Source organism: Bradyrhizobium vignae, assembly GCF_004114425.1.
In the GTDB taxonomy this organism is placed as follows: domain Bacteria; phylum Pseudomonadota; class Alphaproteobacteria; order Rhizobiales; family Xanthobacteraceae; genus Bradyrhizobium; species Bradyrhizobium vignae.
Map to the genome: position 1 here is coordinate 19562 of NZ_RDQF01000006.1, position 15814 is coordinate 35375.

General features: G+C 66.2%; 15 protein-coding genes and 1 pseudogene. 6 read left to right on the top strand and 10 right to left on the bottom strand.

Going from position 1 to position 15814, the window contains the following annotated elements; translation table 11 throughout:
* Nucleotides 1-42: 42 nt before the first annotated feature.
* Nucleotides 43-822 carry an enoyl-CoA hydratase gene (locus EAV90_RS06815; RefSeq protein WP_122404179.1) on the bottom strand — a complete coding sequence of 260 codons (780 nt, stop codon included), beginning with the start codon at nucleotides 820-822 and terminating at the stop codon, nucleotides 43-45.
* Between the two features lie 145 nt (nucleotides 823-967).
* The gene (locus tag EAV90_RS06820) at nucleotides 968-1630 is read right to left on the bottom strand and encodes a hypothetical protein (protein WP_122404178.1); all 663 of its coding nucleotides are present in this window, start codon (nucleotides 1628-1630) and stop codon (nucleotides 968-970) included.
* Between the two features lie 292 nt (nucleotides 1631-1922).
* Between EAV90_RS06820 and EAV90_RS06825 the strand changes: the two genes are divergently transcribed.
* Both EAV90_RS06825 and EAV90_RS06830 read left to right on the top strand, forming a co-directional pair.
* Nucleotides 1923-2468, top strand: coding sequence for a sigma-70 family RNA polymerase sigma factor (locus tag EAV90_RS06825; protein ID WP_122404177.1), 546 nt, complete (start codon nucleotides 1923-1925; stop codon nucleotides 2466-2468).
* Nucleotides 2469-2470: 2 nt separating this feature from the next.
* Nucleotides 2471-3109, top strand: a complete 639-nt coding sequence (locus EAV90_RS06830) for an NrsF family protein (protein ID WP_122404176.1) — start codon at nucleotides 2471-2473, stop codon at nucleotides 3107-3109.
* 102 nt (nucleotides 3110-3211) lie between these two features.
* On the opposite strand, the gene EAV90_RS06835 is transcribed toward EAV90_RS06830, so the two are convergent.
* Nucleotides 3212-4312: a DUF2336 domain-containing protein gene (locus EAV90_RS06835; RefSeq protein ID WP_122404175.1), complete on the bottom strand. Its 1101-nt coding sequence runs from the start codon at nucleotides 4310-4312 to the stop codon at nucleotides 3212-3214.
* Nucleotides 4313-4374: 62 nt separating this feature from the next.
* Nucleotides 4375-4725: pseudogene (locus tag EAV90_RS06840) on the bottom strand (GGDEF domain-containing protein); the annotation flags it as partial.
* Between the two features lie 563 nt (nucleotides 4726-5288).
* On the opposite strand from EAV90_RS06840, the gene EAV90_RS06845 reads away from it, so the two are divergent.
* The 4 genes from EAV90_RS06845 to EAV90_RS06860 all read left to right on the top strand — a co-directional run bounded on the left by EAV90_RS06845 (nucleotide 5289) and on the right by EAV90_RS06860 (nucleotide 9385).
* On the top strand, nucleotides 5289-5858 hold the full coding sequence (locus EAV90_RS06845) for a sigma-70 family RNA polymerase sigma factor (RefSeq protein WP_162500363.1): 570 nt from the start codon (nucleotides 5289-5291) through the stop codon (nucleotides 5856-5858).
* A complete protein-coding gene (locus EAV90_RS06850) occupies nucleotides 5855-6550 on the top strand; it encodes a hypothetical protein (RefSeq protein ID WP_122404173.1) in 696 nt (231 codons plus the stop codon). The genes EAV90_RS06845 and EAV90_RS06850 overlap by 4 nt, the downstream gene beginning before the upstream one ends.
* A gap of 16 nt (nucleotides 6551-6566) precedes the next feature.
* On the top strand, nucleotides 6567-8273 hold the full coding sequence (locus EAV90_RS06855) for a S8 family serine peptidase (RefSeq protein ID WP_129142953.1): 1707 nt from the start codon (nucleotides 6567-6569) through the stop codon (nucleotides 8271-8273).
* Between the two features lie 485 nt (nucleotides 8274-8758).
* A complete protein-coding gene (locus EAV90_RS06860; protein ID WP_129142954.1) occupies nucleotides 8759-9385 on the top strand; it encodes a TIGR03809 family protein in 627 nt (208 codons plus the stop codon).
* Between the two features lie 131 nt (nucleotides 9386-9516).
* On the opposite strand, the gene EAV90_RS06865 is transcribed toward EAV90_RS06860, so the two are convergent.
* From EAV90_RS06865 to EAV90_RS06890, 6 genes are all read right to left on the bottom strand, one after another.
* On the bottom strand, nucleotides 9517-10884 hold the full coding sequence (locus EAV90_RS06865) for a TIGR03808 family TAT-translocated repetitive protein (RefSeq protein ID WP_129142955.1): 1368 nt from the start codon (nucleotides 10882-10884) through the stop codon (nucleotides 9517-9519).
* A 96-nt stretch (nucleotides 10885-10980) separates the two neighbouring features.
* Nucleotides 10981-11634 (bottom strand): pyroglutamyl-peptidase I, encoded by a 654-nt coding sequence (locus tag EAV90_RS06870; RefSeq protein ID WP_129142956.1) that lies wholly within the window; start codon nucleotides 11632-11634, stop codon nucleotides 10981-10983.
* Entirely contained in the window at nucleotides 11631-12620 is a 990-nt protein-coding gene (meaB, locus tag EAV90_RS06875; RefSeq protein WP_129142957.1) for a methylmalonyl Co-A mutase-associated GTPase MeaB, read from the bottom strand. Before meaB ends, EAV90_RS06870 begins: the two co-directional genes overlap by 4 nt.
* A 51-nt stretch (nucleotides 12621-12671) precedes the next feature.
* Nucleotides 12672-14183 (bottom strand): tripartite tricarboxylate transporter permease, encoded by a 1512-nt coding sequence (locus EAV90_RS06880; RefSeq protein WP_129142958.1) that lies wholly within the window; start codon nucleotides 14181-14183, stop codon nucleotides 12672-12674.
* Nucleotides 14184-14187: 4 nt separating this feature from the next.
* Nucleotides 14188-14691, bottom strand: coding sequence for a tripartite tricarboxylate transporter TctB family protein (locus EAV90_RS06885; RefSeq protein WP_129142959.1), 504 nt, complete (start codon nucleotides 14689-14691; stop codon nucleotides 14188-14190).
* A 75-nt stretch (nucleotides 14692-14766) separates the two neighbouring features.
* Nucleotides 14767-15759, bottom strand: a complete 993-nt coding sequence (locus EAV90_RS06890; protein ID WP_129142960.1) for a tripartite tricarboxylate transporter substrate binding protein — start codon at nucleotides 15757-15759, stop codon at nucleotides 14767-14769.
* Nucleotides 15760-15814 lie beyond the last annotated feature (55 nt).

Genomic DNA, 15814 nt, shown 5'->3' on the forward strand with positions numbered 1-15814 from the left:
GGAAGGCGCCAGAGCCTTACACCAGCCTGACCGGTGTGCGCCCTACCGGTTCTTGTTCACCGGTTTGCGCTTCTCGATGAATGCCGCCATGCCCTCGGCACGGTCCTCCAGCGCGAAGGTGGAGTGGAACAGATTGCGCTCGACGCTCATGCCCTCGGCAAGCGTGGTCTCGAAGGCGCGGTTCACCGCTTCCTTGGCCATCGCGGCCGCAGGGCGCGACATCGACGCGATCTTCTCGGCTGCGGCGATCGTTTCGTCCATCAGCTTGTCGGCGGGTACGATGCGGCTGACGAGACCCGAGCGCTCGGCTTCCGCCGCATCCATCATCCGGCCGGTGAGGCAGAGGTCCATTGCCTTGGACTTGCCGATCGCCCGCGTCAGGCGCTGGGTACCGCCGATACCGGGAATGGTGCCGAGCGTGATCTCGGGCTGGCCGAACTTTGCGGTGTCGGCGGCGATGATGAAATCGCACATCATGGCGAGCTCGCAGCCGCCGCCCAGCGCATAGCCGGCAACCGCCGCGATCGTCGGCTTGCGGCAACGCGCGACGCGGTCGCCGCCGATCGCGGCGAAATCCTCGGAGAACATGTCGATGAAGCCCTTGGGCTGCATCTCCTTGATGTCGGCGCCGGCGGCAAAGGCCTTCTCGTTTCCGGTCACGACGATGCAGCCGATGGCATCATCGGCCTCGAGATCGTCCACGGCGGCGGCGATCTCGCGGAAGACGCCGAAAGAGAGCGCGTTGAGCATCTTCGGCCGGTTCAGCTTGATGATGCCGACCGCACCGATGTTTTCGACGATGATGTGTTCGAACGTGCTCATGCTCCACCCACGCTTTTGACTGAGCGGGCAATGTGCCCGCTGGCGCGGTGGGCTTCAAGGGGCTACCGGCCGCCGGAACGCGACGAGACGCGCGTTCCGGACGAGGTCCGCCAGGCCAGGTCTCAGGCCGCCAATCGGCCAGCAATCACGCCATGAACATCCGCGCGGCGGACGCCAGCGTCAGCAGCGTGCCGACGCCGATGAAGATCTTGCCGATCAGGGAGCTCTGGTCCCAGGCCGAGCTCTGCTGGCTGCTTGCCATCACCGGCGCCGGCCTTGGCTGCGCCTCGGTTGCGGCAATCACCGCCTTCTGCGCCGGCGGGTTCTCCTGTTGCAGGGCGCGATCGATGTCGTTGAGCTGATCGGGCGCGACGACCTGACTTTCGGGGGGCGCTGCGTTGGTATTATCGGCTGCTGCCTGGACATTGTCGTTGGCGCGGTTCGTCATCGCGGAGGCGGCAGCGGCAGGCGGCGTATCGGCGGCGAGCTGCGCATTGGCGTTGGCGACGTTGGGCGGCATCTGGCTGGACGCCGGCACCTCACCATCGGCCTTGGTGCCGTTCTTGGCCTCGTCGGCCTTTGCCGCAGCGTCCTTCTTGTCGGCCTTGTCGTCGGATTTTTGCACCGCCTTGCTGCTGCTGGTGCGGCGCGAGTCCTGGCGCCGGTGCTTGGCCGTATCGGCCTGCTTGTCCGCGCTGTCCGCTTTACTGCTCGCGGCCGAATCCGGCGCCGCCTGAGCAACGCCCCCGAACAGCAAGAAAAGCCCGGCCAAGACAATCAGGGCCGCGCGCGCGCTGGTCTTCATCATGTTGACGATCTCCCCAATTCCGCCCGTCCCGGCTGCGAACAGAGACCCCGGGGCGTGACGACAGCGGGGCAAAAAATGGGAATCTTCGAGTTGCACCCGGCAAAAACGGGGCAAAGCGTCCCCTCGCCACCGGCGGCCCGATGCGGGACGCGTCAATCGGTGTTATGAGCCGTCGCCGATGTTTGCTGTCGCATCGGTCGCGAGGTCCGGGTCTCGATCACGAATTCGTGATAAGCCCGGCGTCCCCGTAACAAATTGAAAGAGCGGCCGAATTGCATGGTGAGGGGCGCGGGTGCGCGGACGTGAGGACGAATGGACCGGCCTGATGCGGTCGGCCATGGCAGGCGATGATGCGGCGTATCATCGCCTGTTGAAGGCGGTCACGCCGGTGCTGCGCGCCGCCGCAAGGCGCGGCCTGGCGCGTGCCGGGCAGCCTCCCGACCAGGCCGAGGATATCGTGCAGGAGATTCTGTTGGCGGTGCATCTGAAGCGGCACACCTGGGACAGCGAAGCCCCCTTCGCGCCCTGGCTGTTTGCGATCGGCCGCAACAAACTGATCGACGCGCTCCGCCGGCGCGGCAAGCGCGTCTTCGTCAACATCGACGATTTCGCCGAGACGCTGCCGGGCGAGGCGCCGCAGGAGACGGCTTCGGCGGGCGAAGTTGCCGCGCAGCTGAGCACCTTGCCGCAGCGCCAGCGTGACGTGTTGCAGTCGATCGCGGTCGAGGCCGCCTCGATCAAGGACACTGCAGCGAAGTTCTCGATGAGCGAAGGTGCGGTGCGGGTCGCGCTGCATCGCGGACTCGCCGCGCTGACGGCCAAATTGCGGGACCATTAGTCATGGACACCGATCAACTCATTCGCTCGCTCGCAGCCGACAACGCGCACCGCGCGCCGCGCGTCGGCGCCATGCTGACCTTGGCGCTGCTGGTCGCCGCGCCCTTGTCGATCCTGATTTTTGCGACATTCCTCGGTGTGCGCGCCGACGTGATGAGCGCCATGCGCAATCCGTTCTTCGATATGAAGTTCGCGGTGACGCTGTCGCTCGCAATCCCCGCCATCATCGTTAGCCTGCATTTGTCGCGGCCAGAAGCCCTGCTGCGCGGCTGGGGCTGGCTGCTGCTGCTCCCTGTCGGCCTGCTTGCGGTGGCGATCGGCAGCGAGGCGATGATGGCACCAGCTATGCCGATGACGATGCGCCTGATGGGCAAGAACTCCCGGGTGTGCCTGGTCGCGATCCCTGCGATGTCATTGCCGCTGCTTGCGGGGGCGCTGTTCGGCCTGCGCCACGGCGCGCCGTCGCGGCCTGCACTGGCCGGTGCATTCGCCGGTCTGGTCTCGGCCGGGCTCGCCGCGACCCTCTATGCCTCGCACTGCACCGACGACTCGCCCCTGTTCGTCGCGACCTGGTACACGCTCGCGACGGTGGTCATGACCGTGATCGGTGCGGCGGTTGGTGCGAGGGTGTTGAGATACTAGGGCATGATCCGGAAAGATGTGCAGCGGTTTTCCGAAAAGATCATGCTTAAACAAGAACCTAAAACGCGATGACGATTCATCCTGATCTCGTCGCGCTTTAGTTCAGGCCACCGGCGTCGCGCTTTGCATGCGGTGGAAGCGCAGCACCTGCTGCGCCGTCGATGAGCGCAAGGCCTCGTAGGTGTCGCGTAGTGCCAGCATGTCGGTCTGCGGCCCGCCGGAGAGCTTCTCGCGCATGGCGATGATGGCGCGCACGCTCGACCATTGCATGCCCGCGACCTTGGCGAGGATCATCACGCCCTCGGTGCGGCTTTCGATCATCACAGTCTCGGCGGTCTCGACCGCGACGCCGGCGAGCGCGGCGAGCCCGGCATTGGTCTCGTCGAACTTGCCCTGTTCGGCGAAGGTCGTGACCTGGAATTCGTTGAGGCGGCCGTCCTCGTGCAGCGACTTCACCAGTGCGCGCGCCATCTCGGTCTGCCTGGTCATGGTGGCGGCGCGGACCCGTTGGGCCGCTTGCTGGACTGCGCTCGACACTTCGTCTGCGAGCTCGGGATGCGCGGCCGCGAGCTTCCTGCGCACGCTCGATGACGCCTTGGCGACCAGCCTCAGATAGTGATGACGCGGCAGGTCGGGCCGCAAGCCGATGCAGCTGGCGAGGTCGTCGTCGCGTTCGGCGCGCGTGACGAGGTCGTCGAGACTTCCCTCGGAGAACCGCGCGCCCGGATTGCTGACGGTTGACTGCACCACGTCCTCGTTGCCACGCGTCACCAGCACGTCGGTCAGCGCTTCCGACAGCATCCGCCGCAGCGAGATCGCCTTGAGATGCGCTTGGCTCCTGGTGCGCGCGATCTCGATCAGGGTCGCCTCGTCCAACCGTTCCGACTTCGACAGCACCGGGCCGGAGACCTCGATGATCTCGTCGAGCGCGAGCGTGCGGATGATCTGCGGTGGCGCGGACGCGATCGGTGCGAGGCGCTCGGCGAGCAGTGCCCTGGCCGAAATCTCGATCTGCTCGATCAGGCACTGGAACACGTCGTCGAACACCCGGATGTGGTCGTCGGAATAATCGACTGCATTGCCCACGAAGAGATCGGTGACACGGCGCAGCGTCTCGACCCGGCGCGCAACTGTGCCGTGCGAGAGGGCCGCCTGCAGTTCCTCGATCAGGTTCTCGGATGGTGTTGCCGATTTCGATCTCATTGCCCTGTCCTGGAGCGTTCGATCCGGCGGCGTCTTCTCACGCGCCGGAGGAAATGAATTGGTCAGCCCGTTGCAACGCGATTGCGCCCTTGCGCCTTGGCGGAATAGAGCGCGCGGTCGGCGCGCGCTAGAAACGTATCGGCAGTATCGTTGTCGTGCAGCGTCACGACGCCCGCGGAAATGGTCACGTGCATGCCCGGGGAAAACGCGCTCCAGTCGAGATCGGCAACGATTTGGCGCAAGCGCTCGAGCATGTGAGGTGCGGCTTCGCCGGACGTGCCCGGCAGCAGCAGCAGGAATTCCTCGCCGCCATAGCGGCCGAAACTGTCGGCCGGCCGGATGTTGGCGAAAATGCTGATCGCGAAGGTGCGAAGCACCTCATCGCCAATGGGATGGCCGTGGACCTGGCCGATATACATCTGGCGGCGCTGCCGGGCCCGGCGCGCCTGGACTTCGGGGGCCGTCGTCCCAGGTGCGAGGACAAGATCCGCGACCTCTGCGGCATTCCTCTCTGGAAAGGACGTCGCGGCCGTGCTCATGGTCCCGCCAATGATGGGTGTCAGCGCAAAATCTACGTGGCAAGCCTTTAGGTTTGGTATCCTTCTGGACCCGAATCCGAACCGTGCAGCACGGAAAAGGTGATCAGCCACCGCGAGAATTTTTACCGGGGATCATGCATCTTTCGCGATGCGGTCGAGCCAAAGCAGGGCTTGGCGCGACAAACGTGGTGCAGGGCTGCTATGGAACCGGAATTAGCCCGCCCCGCCTGTGCCGGGCGGCATTCCGCAGGGAAGCATCTTAGTATTATGATACCTATCTGGATCGATGCCGCTGACTTCGGCGGGTGGGGTAAGAAAAATGCGCAGATGTGGGGTAGCTCACATCAGCCCCAGTATGACTGCGGTAACCTCAACAATTTTGCGCCTCCCGTCGAACCGTCCACCGCATCGACCCGACCAACTTTGCGAGACGGCCATTGAGCGTGACACAGGCGGCTTCGGACGAGATCCTGATCGCCAGGATCGCTCAAGGTGACCGGCTCGCCATGCAGGTGCTGTACGGGCGGCACCATGTCAGGGTTTACAGGTTCGGACTGAGGCTCGTGCGGGACGAGCAGGCTGCGGAAGACCTCATCAGCGAGGTGTTTCTCGACGTCTGGCGTCAAGCCGGCAAGTTCGAGGGCCGATCCGCCGTTTCCACCTGGCTGCTGGCAATCACCCGATTCAAGGCCCTGTCTGCGCTGCGGCGCAGGAAGGATTTCGAGCTGGACGAAGAAGCTGCCAACGCGATCGAGGATTCGTCCGACGATCCGGAAACGGTGGTGCAGAAGAAGGATACCAGTGAGGCGTTGCGGGAGTGTCTGACGGGTCTCTCGCCGGAACATCGGGAGATCGTCGATCTCGTCTACTACCACGAGAAATCCGTGGAAGAGGTGGCCGAAATCGTCGGGATACCGGAGAACACTGTGAAGACGCGCTTGTTCTATGCGCGCAAGAAACTGGCCGAACTGCTGAAGGCAGCCGGCGTTGAGCGAGGCTGGCCATGATGGCTTTGAGCAAGAAGATGCTGGAGCAAGAGCCCAGTGAAATTGAACTGCTGCTGCCCTGGCACGCTGCCGGCACGCTGAACGCGCGCGATGCGCGCCGTGTCGAGGAAGCGCTGGCGCGCGATCCCGAGCTTGCCAAGCAATATGCCGCGATCCGCGGCGAGTACGAAGAGACGATCCATCTGAACGAGAGCCTAGGGGCGCCGTCGGCGCGCGCGATGCAGAAGCTGTTCGCAGCGATCGACGCCGAGCCGGCGCGGACGACCGGCTCGCTGCCGCTGTCGGCGCGCATCTCGGCCTTCTTCGCGAGCCTGTCGCCGCGCACGCTGGCGTGGTCGGCAAGCCTCGGCGCCGTCGCGCTCGTGCTGCAGGCCGGAATCATCGGGGCCGTGCTGATGAAGAACCAGCCGGCGACCTTCCAGACGGCTTCGCTCTCGACCAGCGCGCCGATCACACGCGAGCTCGGTAGCACGGCCGCGCCGGCGCGTGCGCTGGTGCGCTTCACGCCCGAGGCGCGCGTCGCCGACATCACCGCGCTGCTCGACAGCTACCAGGCTTCGATCATCGGCGACGCCAAAGGTGGCATGTTCCGCCTGCAATTCGACAGGGCGATGAGCCAGGACGAGCTCGCCTCGTTGCTCGGCAGGATGCAGCGCGAGAAGTTCGTCAACCTCGCCGTCGCGGCGCCCTAGGCGCGCCGTCGAGCCGATGACGCGCAAATCCGAGAGCAGGGTGCGTGCCGGGGCCTGCGCTTCATCGATCGGGGCCGCGCTTCTGATCGCCAACTGTCTTGGTGTCGAGGTTGCGCAGGCGCAGGCGATCATGCGCACGCCTACGATCAGCGTTCCCTCGCGCGCGCCGACCATCACTCCGAGCATCGCCCCGCGGGTCAGCCCGAACATCGCGGTGAGCGTCGACCGCGGCCCGCGGACGATGGCGACCATTCCGCATACCACGACGTCGCGCATCCGGCCGACGACGCCGGTGCTGCCCTACGCGCGTTACTCGCCCAACCTCTACCCGGCCTGCACCGCGCCCTACCGCGACGCCGACGGCGAATGTCTGGCGCAGGCGAATGCAGGCGGCGAGGGCACCGGGAAATCCGGCAAGAAGAGCGCCGGCAAGGGGCGCGGCAACGACACCCCGGTCGCGCTGACCTCGCGCAGCTTCGCAGGCGAATTCGTCGCCGAGATCGACGGCGTGCTGTCGGCGGCCGAGGCCGACGAGCTGGCGCGTCGCCACGGCCTGACCCGCCTCGCTTCCGAGAATTTTCCACTGATCGGAGCGACGTTCGGCCTGTTCCGCATCACCGACGGCCGTCCCTACGAAACCGTACGGCGCGAATTCGCGGCCGACGGTAGCGTGCGCTCGCTGCAGCCGAACTTCCGCTACGTGCTGCAGGACCAGAAATCGTCGACCACGACCGAGGGCGATCCTGCGCAATATGCGCTGACAAAGCTCCGCCTGCCGCAGGCGCATACGCTGGCACGCGGAGCCAACGTCACGATTGCGGTGATCGATTCCGGCATCGATGCCAAGCATCCCGAACTCGCCAATTCCGTCGCCGACAATTTCGATGCACTCGGCAGTGCCGAAGGGCCGCACGTCCATGGCACCGGCATCGCCGGTGCCATCGTCGCGCATGCCCGGCTGATGGGCAGCGCGCCCGAGGCCCGCATCATCGCCATCCGCGCCTTCGGGGGCGCCAACGGCGGCGCCGAGAGCTCGTCCTACATCATCCTGCGCTCGCTGAATTACGCCGCCGAGCACGGCGCACAGATCGTCAATATGAGCTTTGCCGGTCCGAAGGACGCGGTGATCGAGCGCGCCATCGCGGCGACCGCCGCGCGCGGCCTCGTGTTGATTGCCGCCGCCGGCAATGCCGGCGCGAAATCACCGCCGCTCTATCCCGCAGCCAATCCCAACGTGATCGCGGTCAGTGCGACGGATCAGCAGGACAGGCTCTTCTCCGCCTCCAACCGCGGCAACTACATTGCGCTCGCAGCCCCCGGCGTCGATATCTTCCTGCCAGCGCCCGACGGCAAATACCAGATGACGTCGGGGACCTCGTTCTCGGCCGCTTATGTCTCCGGCGTCGCGGCGCTGCTGCTCGCGCGCAACTACGCTCTGAAGCCGGAAGCGCTGCGCATGACGCTGGCAAAGACTGCGCGCGATCTCGGCTCACCCGGACGTGACGACCTTTTCGGCGACGGTCAGGCCGACGCATTTGCGGCGGTCACGGCCGTTCCCGCCGACAGCGCGACGCCGGTCGCGGCTGCCTCAGATACAACAAAACGTGAAGACGTGGGGAAGCGTCGCGACGAGCCCGGCAGCCGCGCGATCGAGCAACCCTCGCTGTCCGGCGCGGACGATAAATCCGCGGTTTCTCAGGCAGATAGGCCGGCGACGCGGTAGCGGCCGCGTCAATGATGCGGCAGAGGCCGAAGGTCAAAAAAGCAGACCCTGCATTGAACGTTCAGCCGGCTGCCACGACCAACTGATGTGGGAGCGGTCATCCCTCCCCATCAGTCATATCAGGCGCGAGCGCCCATCCACCCCAAGCGCCCATATGGCTCGACCCGTCCGGTTGTCCCCCCGGACGGGTCTTTTCTTTTCGGGCGTCCGATTTTTTGAAGCTTCGCATTCGTTCAGCTTGCGGTTGAAAGTCGCCAGCGCGTTGGGTTGCCGTCACTCGCGCAACGCGCCGCAAGTCCATTATGCTTGTGCGAAGCTTGACTCGAAAACACAGCAAATCTCCGCACGACTACGGTGATTGATGACGAATGCCGTGTCGTTGCTGGACAAGTCAAAACTTTTCCACAAAATATTCATGTCGCGTCTAAATTGATTCGTGTGCGTTTGCGTCCCCGCGTCCGTATTTTCTCCTGACGGGCTGGTTCATGACACATCGCCAAGGGTTTGTTCGCGACGCGGCTAGCAGCCGCCAAGTCGCGGCGCGCTGGTGCGCTCTCGCCGAGCAGCGCCTGCAACATCTCTCTGAAATGTTCGAGACCGGCCGCTGGCGCCGCTATCACTCCGAGATCGCGTTCCTCGAAAACATCCAGGAGGCCAAGCGTGCCGTCCAGACATGGCGCGCGCTTGCAACCGGCGGGGATGTCGCCGAGGCGGCTGCGAGCGTGACGCCCGCATTCGGTTGGTCGCCGGCGACGATGCCGCGCGTGTTTCCGCGCGAGCAGCAGCCGCAGACCGTGCAGCCAAAGGCCGTTCACATCGCTCCCGAGACCGCCATGCCGGTGAGGCTCGATCCGAAACCGGATGTGCTCGCGGAGATCACCGAAGCCCCGATCGCGCCGCTTGCTCCGATCGCACCGCGTGCCGCGCCCGCAGCAACGGCACCGCTCACCTTGCCTGCTGCCACGGCGCCGAGCGCGGCGCTGGCGGCGCTCCTGCCGCAGTTCTCCCCGCCCGCCACTGAGATCGTCGCAGCCCCCGAGCGCGTCGTCGAATTCACCTTCAGCCTCGATGGCCTGGAAGCGAAGTACCCGCTGCTGCGGAACGCGTTCTGACGCTCCGGAGCGTGGGCAGAGGGGAGCAACGCCATTTCTCGCTCCGTCATCCTTGAGGTGCGAGCACAGCGGCGCAACGCGCCGTTTTGAGAGCCTCGAAGGATGCACGGCCCGTCTTTCCGGCCGCGCGCCTACCGCCGCACCGCATTGCCGCCGACCACCACCTGCGCGAAACGCTGCGCTCCTTCGGCCGACAGATCGGAGGTCACCGCACGCGCGTGGTCGAGCCCGACCACGGCGCCGCGTGGCGTTTCCGAGATCATGTTGTTGTTGACGAGCGCGGTGCCGGCGCCCGGCATCACGGAGACGCCGACGCCGGCCAGCGCCTTGCGGATCACATTCCCCGTGATTGCTACATCGCGCAGATATTTGCCCCAGCCGGCGACGATGCCGTAGGACGGCGCGTTCTCGATCACGTTGCCGGTGACCGAGGTATCAGCCTCGATGTAGATGCCGACGCCGGCATCGTCGTCCGGCGCGGTGCCGAGCGGCCGCTTCGGCATCAGATTGCGGATGATGTTGCCTTGGACCACCGCGATGCGGCCGCCTTCGTTGAAATTGCAGACGGAGACGCCGACGGCGGCGCCGTCGACAATGTTGTTGGCGATCACCGCGGCCTCGAACGCGAATTCGGAATAGAGCGCGACCTCGCGCACGTCGCTGACGCTGTTGCCGCTGATGTGGATGTTCGAGGCCGAGTTGCCGCGCACCGCCGAGTAATCGCAGTTCCTGATGCGGTTGCCGCGCACGATCACGTTACCGGCGCGGAAAGCGTTGATGGCATTGCCGTACTGGCCCGAGCCGCCGGGCCCAGCCTTGATGTCCTCGATGCGGTTGTCGGCGACCAACGTGCCGTCATCGCCGATCGCGGTGCGCAGGATCTCGATGCCGTTGTCGTTGGTGCCGCGAATAGTGTTGCGGCAGACGCTGAGGCCCCGGGCATCGAACGAGACCACCGCCGTCACCGCGATGTCGGTGAAGATGTTGCCGGAGATGTCGCCCGCGACCTGCTCGAGCCAGATGCCGCTGCCGCCGGAGTTCGTGATCTCGCAATCGGTGATGCGGACATCGCGGCCGCCGAGGACGTGAACCAATCCGCGACGCGTCGGCAGTGGGATATTGCCGCCGTCGAAGGTGAGGCCGGTGAGACCGATCGCATCGGCGCCGTCGCTCTGGATCGCCGAGGCGCCGCCGGTGAACACGAGCTTGGTCGCGCCGCGCACGCCGATCAGTTGCGCGCCGTTCGGGAGCCGCAACAGACCGGTCCGGTAGGTGCCGGGCGGCAAGGCAAGCGGCGTTTGCGCCCGCGCGGCCTCGTCGATGGCGCGCTGCAGCGCGCGCGTCTGATCCTCGCTGCTGCCGGGTCGCACACCATATTGCGTGGCATCGCGGCCGAGCAGCGACGTCAGCGGCGCCGCGTGCGCGGCGTCAACAGGCATGGCCAGCGCACCGGCAATGCCCGCGGTTGAGGCTCCGATGAGGTGACGGCGATTGAGCATGACGCGTCCTCCGGCGGACGCGGGAGGTGTCCGCGCGGGATTGGGTAGCGCAGCGTGGCCGGGGCCGTGAGGATTGTTCGTGGTAGGGTTAAATGTTTACGCAATCGGGCTGCGTGTTTTCCTTGCCAGCCGCACCATCTCCATCAGCATGGCTTCCCCCGCATCCACCAGCTCCTCCAGCGTGATCCGCGGCGAGCCCTTGCGCCGGGTTGCGCCGCTGCGCGCAAGCAGGGGGATATGGATGAACGCCGCGAGCCGTGGCCCACCCGCCCTGACGTTCTCGATCGCGCGCCAGCTCAGGTAGTTGCAGAGATAGGCGCCGGCATCGCGCGAGGCGCGCGCGTCGATGCCGGTGCGGCGCGCCGCGCGCAGCAGCCTTGCGGTGTGCGGGCCGAACATCATCGCGTCCGCATGGCCGGCGATGCCGCGCTTGCTGGAGCGGGTGTTGGCAGCATCGGGCCAGAGCATGGTGACGGCGTTGCGCGCGCGGGTCTCGATGCGCAGGTAAGGCGTGCGGGCCGCGAGGCCGAACATCAGCAGCGCGTCGGGCTTTCGCGCCGCGAGCACCTCGGGTAGTTGCCGGTCGACCGCGGCATAGGTCACCGGGAAAATGTGGCTCGCGATTGTGACATCGTCGAGAGCCGGGCGGCGCAGTTGCGTCAGCCGCGCCACCAGCGGCTGGGTCGGGTTATAGGGCGCGCCGGGAAACGGACCAAACCCAGTGAGGAGGATGCGGAGCTTGTCGCTCATTGCAGCAACTCCAGGATCTGCTCGGCGGCAAGCGCCGGCGTGAGATGACCGTCGGCGACTTCGGTCTCGATCTTCCGGACTTTCGTGCGCACCGATGCGTCGCTGCGCAGCCGCGCCAGCATGCGCTGCTCCAGCATCGACCACATCCATTTCACCTGCTGCTCGCGCCGCCGTGCGGCGAAATCGCCGGAGGCGTTCATCGCCTTGCGGTGATCCAAAACCTTCTGCCAGATCTTTGCGATGCCATCGCCTGTGAGCGCCGAATAGGTCTCGACCGGCGGATGCCAATGCTCGGATCGCGGTGCCAAGATATGCAGCGCGCCGCGATAGTCGGCAGCGGTGGTCTTGGCGCGCTTGAGATTGTCGCCGTCGGCCTTGTTGATCGCGATCATGTCGGCGAGCTCGACCAGGCCCTTCTTGATGCCTTGTAGTTCGTCGCCGCCGCCCGGCAGCATCAAGGCAAGGAAGAAATCGGTCATGTCGCAGACGGCGGTCTCGGACTGGCCGATGCCGACTGTCTCGACCAGCACGACGCCGAATCCGGCGGCCTCGCACAGCAGCATCGCCTCGCGCGTCTTCGCGGCGACGCCGCCGAGCGTGCCCGAGGAGGGCGAGGGCCGGATGAAGGCATCGTCCGATGCCGCGAGCCGCGCCATCCGCGTCTTGTCGCCAAGGATCGAGCCGCCGCTGCGCGCCGAGGACGGATCGACCGCGAGCACCGCGACCTTGTGGCCCTGCTCGATCAGATAGGTTCCGAGCGCATCGATCGTCGTGGATTTGCCGACGCCGGGCGAACCGGTGATGCCGACGCGAAACGCCTTGCCGGTGTCCGGCAGCAGCATCTGCACCAGCTCCCGCGCCAGCGTCTGATGATCGGCGCGCCGGCTCTCGACCAGCGTGATGGCCCGGGCGACGGCCGCGCGACTGCCGGCGCGCAAGTCGCGGGCAAGGGATTTGATATCCAGCGAGGCCTTCTTCTCAGTCATGCCCTGCTTTACAACGCCGGGGAGAGACAGGCGAGGGCCGCCCGCCCGATATCACCGGGATGTCGCCACGACCGTCTGCGGCTGCTTCAGCTTGCGCCATACCCACACCATCACCGGCCAGAGCAGGGCGCCAATCGCCATCGCGGCGAGGATGGCCGCCACCGGCCGCTCGAAGAACGGCAGGATGCTGCCGTCGGACTTGATCAGCGAGGTGACGAAGGCCTGTTCCACCATGGTGCCCATGACGATGCCGAGCACCATCGCGGCGACGGGATAGCCGTTCGCCTCCATCACATAGCCGATCACGCCGAACGCGGCGACGGTGACGACGCCGAACATGTTGTTGCCGATCGCGAACGAGCCGACCGCGCAGCACAGCATGATGATGGGCATCACGGTCGAACGTGGTGCCAGCAGAATGTAAGCGGCGACCCGGATCATGGCGATGCCGAGCGGGATCATCAGGATGTTCGCGATGATGAACATCAGATAGATCGCATACATGCTCGACGCCTTCTCGGTGAACAGCGTCGGGCCGGGATTGAGCCCCTTCATGTAGAGTACGCCGATCGCGATCGCGGCGATGGTGTCGCCGGGGATGCCGAACAGCAGCGACGGCACCCAGCCCGAGGCGATGCTGGCATTGTTGCTGGCGCCGGCTTCGACCAGGCCCTCGACATGTCCGGTGCCGAACTTTTCCGGCTCCTTGGAGAAGCGCTTGGACATCGCGTAGGACACCCAGGCGGCCATGTCGGCGCCGGCGCCGGGAAGCACGCCGATGATGATGCCGACGATGTTCCCGCGCGTCATCTGCCAGTGATACAACTTCGTCAGCTTCCACTGGCCGGCCATGATGCTTCCGAACTTGCGCCGCGGCAGCGGCGGCGGTTCCGGCGTCAGCATCGCCCGCATCACCTGCGCCACCGCGAACACGCCGACGAGGGCCGGGATCGGCTCGATGCCGCCGAACAGGTCGGTGATGCCGAAGGTGAAGCGCGGCACGCCGCCGGGGTTCTCGATGCCGATGCAGGAGACGAGCAGGCCGATGAACATGCCCGCGATCGCCTTCACCGGCGAGGAACGCGCCACCAGAGTGGCGCACATCAGGCCGAGCAGCGCCAGCCAGAAATATTCGAAGGTCGAGAACGACAGTGCGATCTCGGCGAGCGGCGGTGCCAGGATCATCAGCGACAGCACGCCGGCGATGCCGCCCACCGCGGAGAACCAAACGCCGGCACCGAGCGCAAGCTCGGCCTGGCCCTTGCGCGTCATGGCGTAGGCTTCGTCCGCGTAGGCGGCGGACGCGGGCGTGCCGGGAATGCGCAGCAGCGCGCCGGGAATATCGCCGGAGAAGATCGCCATCGAGGACGCCGCCACGATGGTCGCGATCGCCGCGATCGGCGAGAGATAGAAGGTCACGGGGACGAGCAGGGCGGTCGCCATCGTCGCCGACAGGCCCGGCAGCGAGCCGATCACGAGGCCGTACACGGAGGCTGCGAACATCGCGATGATGACCTCCCAGGTGGAGATCAGCGCGAAGGCGTCAAGCAGGGTTTTCAGCATGGGATTACCAGGGCGTCGGCAACAGGCCGGCGGGCAGCGGCACGCGCAAGAGCTTGCCGAAGATGAGGTGGATGGCGAAGGGCGAGAGCGCCGCGAGCGGCAGCGCCAGCTTCCATTTCGCCCCGAGCGCGGTCGAGGTGACGTAGACCATGATCGCCGCGGTGATGATGAAGCCGAGCCGGTCGGCGGCCAAGACGTAGAACAGCAGCAGTGCCGGCGGCAGCAAGGCGCGCAGGCCGTAGAGCTTGCCTTGGAGTTTTCCTTGCGGCGGCGGGGCGGCTGCCTGGCCGTCCTCGAGCGGGACGAGCTCTTCCTCCTCCTCGAAGGAATGACCGACGCCGAACACGATCGCGAGCCCGCAGAGTGCGAGGCCCATGCCAATCAGCAGCGGAAACACGTTGGGGCCGACCGGCTGGCCCGGCACCGGCGGCAGGATCCAGCCACCGTAGGCAGCTGCAGCGCCGAGTACGACGAGAAACGATCCCGTGACGGAGTCGGGAAGACGCATGGGAGGGGTCCTATGGGAGGTGCGCTCCCTCTCCCCGCTTGCGGGGAGAGGCGATCAGAGCGTCGCAGGTGCGGATCACGCCTTGCTCAATCCGGCCGCCTTCATCGCTTCGCCCATCTGGGCGTCGCCCTTGTCCATGAAGCCGGCGAAGTGAGCGGCATCGCCCCACACGGTGCCGAAGCCGCGATTGCTCATGAAGTCCTTGAACTCGGCGGAGTCGTAGACCTTCTTCAGTGCCGCGGTGAGCTTGGTTGCGATCTCCGGCGGCAGGTTCTTGGGCGCGCCGATGCCGCGCCAGGCGCCGGTCGCGTAGTCGATGCCCATCGCCTCCTTCAGCGTCGGCACATCCTTGAAGATCGGGTTGCGCGCAGGCGCCATGATGGCGAGGCTCTTGGCCTTGCCCGCCTCGATGATGGCGCGCGCTTCCGGCACCGAGCAGGTGGTGAGGTCGAGGCCGCCGGCGGCGAGATCCTGCATCGCGGGCGCCGCGCCGTTCGACGGCACCCAGGCGACCTGGTTGGCGGGCAGGCCCATGGCCTGCATCCAGCCGACCAATGCGAGATGCCAAATGCCGCCCTGGCCAGTGCCGGAAGCCTTGAACTTGCCAGGAGGCGCCGCCTTGATCGCATCGGCGAGCTCCTTGACCGTCTTGTAGGGCGAGGAGGAGGAGACCTGGATGCCGGGGGGATCCTCGTTCATCAGCGCCAGGGGGGTGTAGCTCCTTGGCGTCAGGTCGGTCAGGCCCTGCCAGTGCATCATCGAGATTTCGACCGTGAGCATGCCGATGGTGTAACCGTCGGGCTGCGCGGTCGCGATCGCGCTATGGCCGACGACGCCGGAGCCGCCGGTGCGGTTGACCACGTTGAAGGGCTGGCCGAGGTCCTTCTCCAGCAGCGCCGCGACGATGCGCGCGGTGGCATCGGTGCCGCCGCCCGCGCCCCAGGGCACGATCACGGTGACCGGACGCGCCGGATAGGCTTGTGCAAGGGCCGGCCTGAAGCCGAATGCGGCGGATGCTGCAACTGCAGCGGTCGAGGCCGCAAACGCGCGGCGCGAAATCTTGGACATGAATGCCTCCCAGCGGCGCCCGTGACGTCGGGCGCTCTTCTCAACAGCGGCATTC

What these genes read in the sequence shown, in the direction of transcription:
- EAV90_RS06830 (WP_122404176.1), top strand. Translation starts at nt 2,471, where the DNA reads ATGGACACCGATCAACTCATTCGCTCGCTCGCAGCCGACAACGCGCAC.
- EAV90_RS06850 (WP_122404173.1), top strand. Translation starts at nt 5,855, where the DNA reads ATGATGGCTTTGAGCAAGAAGATGCTGGAGCAAGAGCCCAGTGAAATT.
- EAV90_RS06815 (WP_122404179.1), bottom strand. Translation starts at nt 822, where the DNA reads ATGAGCACGTTCGAACACATCATCGTCGAAAACATCGGTGCGGTCGGC.
- EAV90_RS06835 (WP_122404175.1), bottom strand. Translation starts at nt 4,312, where the DNA reads ATGAGATCGAAATCGGCAACACCATCCGAGAACCTGATCGAGGAACTG.
- EAV90_RS06865 (WP_129142955.1), bottom strand. Translation starts at nt 10,884, where the DNA reads ATGCTCAATCGCCGTCACCTCATCGGAGCCTCAACCGCGGGCATTGCC.
- EAV90_RS06885 (WP_129142959.1), bottom strand. Translation starts at nt 14,691, where the DNA reads ATGCGTCTTCCCGACTCCGTCACGGGATCGTTTCTCGTCGTACTCGGC.
- EAV90_RS06860 (WP_129142954.1), top strand. Translation starts at nt 8,759, where the DNA reads ATGACACATCGCCAAGGGTTTGTTCGCGACGCGGCTAGCAGCCGCCAA.
- EAV90_RS06890 (WP_129142960.1), bottom strand. Translation starts at nt 15,759, where the DNA reads ATGTCCAAGATTTCGCGCCGCGCGTTTGCGGCCTCGACCGCTGCAGTT.
- EAV90_RS06855 (WP_129142953.1), top strand. Translation starts at nt 6,567, where the DNA reads ATGACGCGCAAATCCGAGAGCAGGGTGCGTGCCGGGGCCTGCGCTTCA.
- meaB (WP_129142957.1), bottom strand. Translation starts at nt 12,620, where the DNA reads ATGACTGAGAAGAAGGCCTCGCTGGATATCAAATCCCTTGCCCGCGAC.
- EAV90_RS06870 (WP_129142956.1), bottom strand. Translation starts at nt 11,634, where the DNA reads ATGAGCGACAAGCTCCGCATCCTCCTCACTGGGTTTGGTCCGTTTCCC.
- EAV90_RS06820 (WP_122404178.1), bottom strand. Translation starts at nt 1,630, where the DNA reads ATGATGAAGACCAGCGCGCGCGCGGCCCTGATTGTCTTGGCCGGGCTT.
- EAV90_RS06880 (WP_129142958.1), bottom strand. Translation starts at nt 14,183, where the DNA reads ATGCTGAAAACCCTGCTTGACGCCTTCGCGCTGATCTCCACCTGGGAG.